Below are 6,204 nucleotides of genomic sequence, written 5' to 3' on the forward strand. Positions count from 1 at the left end.
GAGACCGCTGCATCCCACCATAAAGCTTCCGCCACCGATAGAACGTCTGCTGCGTCACGCCGATCTGGCGCACCGCCTCAGCAATCGTCGCGCCTTGCCTTGCAGGACTTCAACCTGACGAAGCTTCGATACGATCTCTTCGGGCTTCTCACGTTTTCCAGCCATCGCTGATCCTCCAGTTTGTGGGATAATCCTAGTTGGTGGACCACTTTCAGGGGGCTACTCCACTCCTGAGAAGTTAGCCAACGGATTTGCGTTCGGCTTCAAACGACGTATTCCGGGCGTAGACGCGGGATGCAACGCCCAACAAGCGTGCACACCGGTTTCAAGCCCTTCACTCAGAAAACTTTGGGGGTGTCCGCAAATGGTGTTGGTGTACTACGAGGGAAAAAGCGGCCGTTTCGTGTATCGGCAGCCAACTGGTATGAACGGTAAGCGCTGTTCTGGCCCCACCTTCCGGATTGCGGCGTGATCTGCGAGTCCGTTTCCAAGTGTAGATTTGGAACGGAGGCGACGTTGGTAGTGACCCAGCTTGGCCTGCAGAACGCCCGTATTTGCATCTCCAGCTCGGCTCCGATTTCGCCTGCCATCCTGCATTGGTTTGAAAGGCTGGGGATCAACATCAGCGAAGGCTGGGGCATGACCGAAACCGGTGGCGCCTCGACCGTCAACTACCCCTATCGCACCGACAAGGTGGGTACGATTGGCGACCCAATACCCGGAACGGAAATCAGGATATCGGCCGAAGGTGAGATCCTTATTCGTGGTGACGGCGTGTTTCCCCGCTATCACAAGGAGCCTGAGAAAACGGAAGAGGTGTTGTCGAACGGATGGTTGCACACGGGTGACAAGGGCGAAATCGACAGTGACGGATACCTGCGGATCACCGGGCGTGTGAAAGACATCTTCAAGACGGGCAAAGGGAAATATGTCGCTCCGGTCCCGATCGAAAGCCTGGTGTTCGAAGACGAGCATGTTGAGCAGGTCTGTGTGGTCGGCAGCGGCTTGCCGCAGCCCGTTGCCATGTCAACGGCGGCGCAAAATCCGGCCACGGGGCGGAGCAAAAGTCGGCCATTCTGGGCGTGACCGGTGCCTTGGCAAACGTGCTCCCCATATTGCTGACGGTTGCCAAGGCACCTTGGTCCGCGAGGACCAAACTCGGTCTTGGTTCAGGAGTTCTGCCGGGCCTTGCTTTGAGCGAGGCGGTAGCTGTCGCCATTCATCTCCAGAATGCTGACATGGTGTGTCAGGCGGTCGAGCAAAGCCCCTGTGAGGCGCTCTGATCCAAAGGTTTCGGTCCATTCGTCAAACGGTAGATTCGAGGTGATCAGAATGGAGCCGCGCTCGTAACGTTGGGAGATCAGTTCGAACAGCAGCTCAGCGCCAGTCTTGCTGAGAGGGACGAAGCCGAGTTCGTCGATGATCAGCAGCTTCTGCTTCACCAGCTGCTTCTGAAGCCGCAGGAGTTGGCGCTCGTCGCGGGCTTCCATCAACTCGTGAACGATGGCGGCGGCGGTGGTGAAGCGGACGGCTATCCCCTTTTGACAAGCGGCTAGGCCGAGACCAAGCGCCACGTGGGTCTTGCCGGTGCCGCTTGGGCCAAGCGCAATCACGTTCTCGCAGCGGTCGATCCATTCGCAACGGGCGAGCTCCAGGACCTGCATCTTGTTGAGGTTCGGGATAGCAGTGAAGTCGAAGCTGTCGAGGCTCTTGACCGCCGGGAACCGCGCCGCCTTGATCCGGCGTTCGATCATGCGCCGTTCACGGTCGATGAGCTCCAGCTCGATCAGACGGGCCAGGAACTGGACATGGTCACGCCTTTCGGCAGCACAGAGCCGCGCCTGCTTGTCGTATTACCGAAGGATGGTCGGCAGCTTCAGCTTTTTGAGCTGGTGGTTCAACAGGATCTGCGGCGCTTCCGTCATGACGCCTGGCCCGCCGCCGTCAGGCACATGTAGCTCGCAGGGGATGTCGTCGCGACCCTGGCTCGAGGCAGGTACGGATAGCCGTCCAGATCGAGCCTCGGTGGCCGTCGTTCGACCTGGCACAGCACTAGGTGCTTCACCGCATCGAAGCTGATCGCACCCATCCGCAGCGCGGTTCGCACCGCGGCGTGAACTTCCTCCATCTCGAAGGTCTCGAGCAGCCGGAGAACCTGCACATACTCGCGCCGACCAGCCTTCAAGAGACGCGCCTCCATCAGCCGTTGCAGGGTGGCGAATGCCTTGGGCAGGTCCCACCCCGCGAGCGGTGCCGCCTGCTCGAAGGCACCGATCTTCTTCTCGATGAGAGGCAGGTAGTGGACTGGATCGAAGACCATATCCTCGCGGTCGTAGCTGCGGAGATGCCGAGCGATGACTTCCCCACCACTGCCGATCACCACCCGGTCGACATAGGCCCGGATCCAGACATCGCGGTGCCCGTAGGCAACCGGCACGGAATAGTCGTTGGTCTTGTAGCGCACCAACGCGAGCGAGCTGACACGGCCCGATGTCTGGTCGCAGGCTTCAAAGGAGAGTGCAGGAAGCGTCGCCATCGCGTCCAGATCGCGTTGGAGCCTCTCGCCAATCGTCTCGTTGTGCCCGCGCAGCTTGTCTGATTGCCGCTTCCGGCATTGCTCTTCGAGCCAATCGTTGAAGGCGTCCCAGGTGGGGAAGTTCGGGATCGGCACCATGAAGTTGCGCCGGGAATAACCGACCAAGCCCTCGACCGATCCTTTGTCGTTCCCCTTGCCGGGCCGCCCGTAGCGATCCCGGATCACGTAGTGGGACAGCATCTTGCTGAACAGCCGCGCACGCCTGCGGGTTCCATCCGGTTCGATCTTTGCCACCAGGCAGCGGTCGTTGTCGTAGAGGATCGACCGCGGTACGGCACCGAAGAACGCGAAGGCATGGACGTGGCCGTCCATCCAGGCTTCCGCTGTCGCCGCCGGATATGCACGGACGTAGCAGGCATCGCTGTGGGGCAGATCCAGGGCAAAGAAATGGGCCTTCTGTTCGACACCGCCGATCACCACCACCGCTTCGCCGAAATCAGCCTGGGCATGACCCGGCGTGTGCGTCAGAGGAACGAACACTTCGCGATGCCGCCGACCGTGCTCGCGGACATAGTCTTTTATGATAGTATAGCCGCCCGCAAAGCCATGCTCGTCGCGCAACCGCTCGAAGATCCGCTTGGCCGTATGCCGCTGCTTGCGTGGTCTGCCCCGGTCTTCCGAAAGCCATTGATCGATGATTCCAGTGAACCCATCCAGTTTGGGCCGCCGGATCGGCGCTGAGCGCCGATAGCCAGGCGGAACCGAAAACGCCAAAATCTTCCGAACGCTGTCACGAGATATCCCGAAATGCCGGGCCGCTTCACGCTGGCTCATGCCCTCGGCACAGGCCAGACGAACCTTGCGATACAAATCCACGGTGAAGATCCTCCCGCCCTCCCTCCGTTAAATAAGGAAGGGCAAAGGTGGACGACTTTTACGCCGCCCGCAGCAGGCTCATCCCACCGCTACCGTGGTCGACTTTCTCACCGCCGCTCTCAGCCGTTGCCGCGAAAATCACGGCAAAGATCAGAAAATTGCGAATCTGTTCGTTGCAGAACGATTTGCTCGCGGCGTTGGTGCGACGCGCTCGGAAATACAGGGCGGCCATCAACAGGCGATTGACCGCGAAGCCCAGCACAAAGAACGTCCAGCCTTTGCCATCGATGGCCGGGATCGCAGCGGCCATGAACATAACGGTGCAGATCATCAAGGACATGATGATCCGGTGCCAGAAATCGGTGCTGACATAGATGGAGTTGAAGATGCTCAGCTCGCCCCAGGCATACCAAAGGGCAATGAAAACACCGGCAAAGATCAAAAATCCTTCGAGATCCAGATGATCCGACAGGTAGTTCCCCAAAAGGAAGATCGTCACCACATGTATAAGGTCGTAGAACAGCTCGACCCAGTGGACGTGGTCATGGGTGTTCTCAAGATCGTGGTGATGCTGTGGTTTCCGCCACATCGGGTGATCATTCAGGGCCATGTCCGGGGGTCTTTCCGCTATTGGATGGCCCGCCCCAACCGGGGCGGGGTAAAAGAGATCAACGATCGTTAGGATGCACCCAGGCGTATTTGTCCATGCCGCGATCCAGTCGCGTGTGGGCCAGTGCATTGGTGAAGTTCGAGATCAGCTTGGCTGCCAGTCCCGTCAGCACGTCCAGCGCCGCCTTGCGGTCATAGCCCGCATCCAGAAACGCCTGCAGGCGGTCGTCGCCGATATGGCCGCGCTTCTCAAGCAACTCTCGGGCAAAGCTTTGCAATGCCGCCAGCTTGGGGTCGGCCAGCGTTCGGCCTTCGCGCAGATCGTCGATGATGTCATCGGGCATCTTGGCCCGTTTCATCATCATCGTGTGCCCGGCCATGCAGTAATGGCAGCGATTGATGAAGTTCGAGGTCATGAAGACCACCTGTGCCTCAAGCGGGGTGAACGAGCTGTGTTTCAGGAACAGGCCGAACACCTTGTGGTAAGCTTCGTAAGTCACCGGGCTTTCGGCAAACAGCGCGTGCAGGCTGATCAGCCCGCCGAATTCGGCCACGGTCTGATCAATCAGCGGTTTCGAAGCCTCGGGAGCGGTGTCCTTGGTGTGATAGGTAAAACCGGTGTCGGTAGCGTCTGTGTCGAGCATAGTTCAGTCCTTCTTTACGTCAGAAGCAAACCGCGCGGCATTCGCCTTGGCCGCCGCCGCGATATCGCCCTTGCCGAAGGCCGACGGACGTGGCTCGGGCAATTGCAGAGCCTCCTGCACTTTCGGCATTGCATCGAGCCGGTCGAACCAGGCCTGAAGGTTGGGCAAGCCTTCTATATCCACGGTTGCCCAGAAATAGCTGCGCGCCCAAGGATAGGTGGCGATGTCGGCAATCGACATCTCGCTGCCCACCAGCCAATCGCGGCCCTTGAGCCGCGTATCCAGCACCTCAAGCAACCGGCGGCTTTCGGTCACGTAGCGGTCGATGGCATAGGGCACTTCATTGCCATTGGGCTTGGCGATGCGCTGAAAGAACATCGCCTGTCCCATGATCGGGCCGATATGGCCGACCTGGAAAAACAGCCATTGCAGCGTCTCGGACCGCTCCACAGGATCGTCGGACAGGAACCGCCCATATTTTTCCGCCAGGTGCCACAGGATCGCGCCGCTCTCGAAGATCGCGCGTTCCTCGGACCGGTCCCAGATCGTCGGGATCTTGCCGTTCGGGTTCATCTTCACGTAGTCGGGAGCGTGCTGCTCCTTCTTCGAGAAGTCGACATTAACCAACTCATAGTCGATCTCGGCCTCGTGCAGGAAGATGAGCGGCTTCCACCCGTTCATCGTGTTCGCGGTGTAGAGAACGATGTCAGGCCGCGACATTTTCGGCCTCCGCGAATACGGCACCCAGATGGGCATCGAACCGGGCGAAATCGGCCTCGACTTCCGGGTTCTTCATCACGTCGAAAGCGGCAAAGGTTGGCAGCGGTGTCATGTCGAAGAACCGGGCGTTCAAGTGCATCGGTCGTAGCAGATCGTCGACGCTGCCACCCCGGAAGAACGGCTCTGACGCGTCGTCAAAAGCCTCGCGCGGGGCGTTGAAAGTGACTGACAGCATGTATTTGGTGCCGGTCAGCGCGCCGCCCATGCCATAGTTTTTCTTGGGCGCCTCGGGGCTGCGGCCGTCGCCGTTGGTCAGGCGGCCGTCCATGCCGACGGTGTAGACCTCGTCCATGTATTTCTTGAACGACCACGGCGCGCCCATCCAGTTGATCGGGAATTGCATGATGACCGTGTCGGCCCAGATGTGGCTTTCGACCTCGGCATTGGCGTCGTAGCCTTCGGCCACGGTGGTCACACGCACGGTGTGCCCCTGCGACTCGAGAAAGGCGCGGGCGCGGTCCACCAGTGTGGCGTTCAGCGTGCCGGGTGCGAATTCATAGGGCTGTGCCCCGTTCAGAATCAGGATGTTGCTCATGGTCGGTTCCTTTGTGTTTCGGCGGGCCCCACTTGACTCGCGGCCCGTTCGAGGGGAAATAGCGATTGCAAGGAACTGAAATCAACCAGTATACTTTTGGTAACCTTAAAAAACAGCAACGGAGACACCACATGCGTGCAAGAGTCGAAGACGACGCCCAGGGAAGGCGGCAGGTCTATGAGGCCTGTTTTGAACCTTGCGCGATCGAAAAGGGCATGCGGATC

General features: G+C 59.6%; 6 protein-coding genes and 2 pseudogenes. 1 reads left to right on the forward strand and 7 read right to left on the reverse strand.

The window, feature by feature from the left end:
• Nucleotides 1-165, reverse strand: a pseudogene (locus AVO45_RS20030) (helix-turn-helix domain-containing protein); the annotation flags it as partial.
• A gap of 357 nt (nt 166-522) precedes the next feature.
• Between AVO45_RS20030 and AVO45_RS10570 the strand changes: the two are divergent.
• On the forward strand, nt 523-1,086 hold the full coding sequence (locus AVO45_RS10570) for an AMP-binding protein (RefSeq protein ID WP_068346776.1): 564 nt from the start codon (nt 523-525) through the stop codon (nt 1,084-1,086).
• Nucleotides 1,087-1,169: 83 nt separating this feature from the next.
• Here AVO45_RS10570 and istB read toward each other — a convergent pair.
• The 6 genes and pseudogenes from istB to AVO45_RS10600 all read right to left on the reverse strand — a co-directional run bounded on the left by istB (nt 1,170) and on the right by AVO45_RS10600 (nt 5,980).
• Nucleotides 1,170-1,925 (reverse strand): annotated as a pseudogene (gene istB / locus AVO45_RS10575) (IS21-like element helper ATPase IstB).
• A complete protein-coding gene (istA, locus tag AVO45_RS10580) occupies nt 1,922-3,412 on the reverse strand; it encodes an IS21 family transposase (RefSeq protein ID WP_082688751.1) in 1,491 nt (496 codons plus the stop codon). Before istA ends, istB begins: the two are co-directional and overlap by 4 nt.
• Nucleotides 3,413-3,470: 58 nt before the next feature.
• Nucleotides 3,471-4,151: a low temperature requirement protein A gene (locus AVO45_RS10585; protein WP_240482119.1), complete on the reverse strand. Its 681-nt coding sequence runs from the start codon at nt 4,149-4,151 to the stop codon at nt 3,471-3,473.
• On the reverse strand, nt 4,081-4,665 hold the full coding sequence (locus tag AVO45_RS10590; protein WP_068346778.1) for a carboxymuconolactone decarboxylase family protein: 585 nt from the start codon (nt 4,663-4,665) through the stop codon (nt 4,081-4,083). The genes AVO45_RS10585 and AVO45_RS10590 overlap by 71 nt, the downstream gene beginning before the upstream one ends.
• A 3-nt stretch (nt 4,666-4,668) precedes the next feature.
• Nucleotides 4,669-5,385, reverse strand: coding sequence for a glutathione S-transferase family protein (locus tag AVO45_RS10595; RefSeq protein ID WP_068346780.1), 717 nt, complete (start codon nt 5,383-5,385; stop codon nt 4,669-4,671).
• Nucleotides 5,372-5,980, reverse strand: coding sequence for an NAD(P)H-dependent oxidoreductase (locus AVO45_RS10600; RefSeq protein ID WP_068346782.1), 609 nt, complete (start codon nt 5,978-5,980; stop codon nt 5,372-5,374). Before AVO45_RS10600 ends, AVO45_RS10595 begins: the two co-directional genes overlap by 14 nt.
• Nucleotides 5,981-6,204: the final 224 nt, after the last annotated feature.

Source organism: Ruegeria marisrubri, from assembly GCF_001507595.1.
In the GTDB taxonomy this organism is placed as follows: domain Bacteria; phylum Pseudomonadota; class Alphaproteobacteria; order Rhodobacterales; family Rhodobacteraceae; genus Ruegeria; species Ruegeria marisrubri.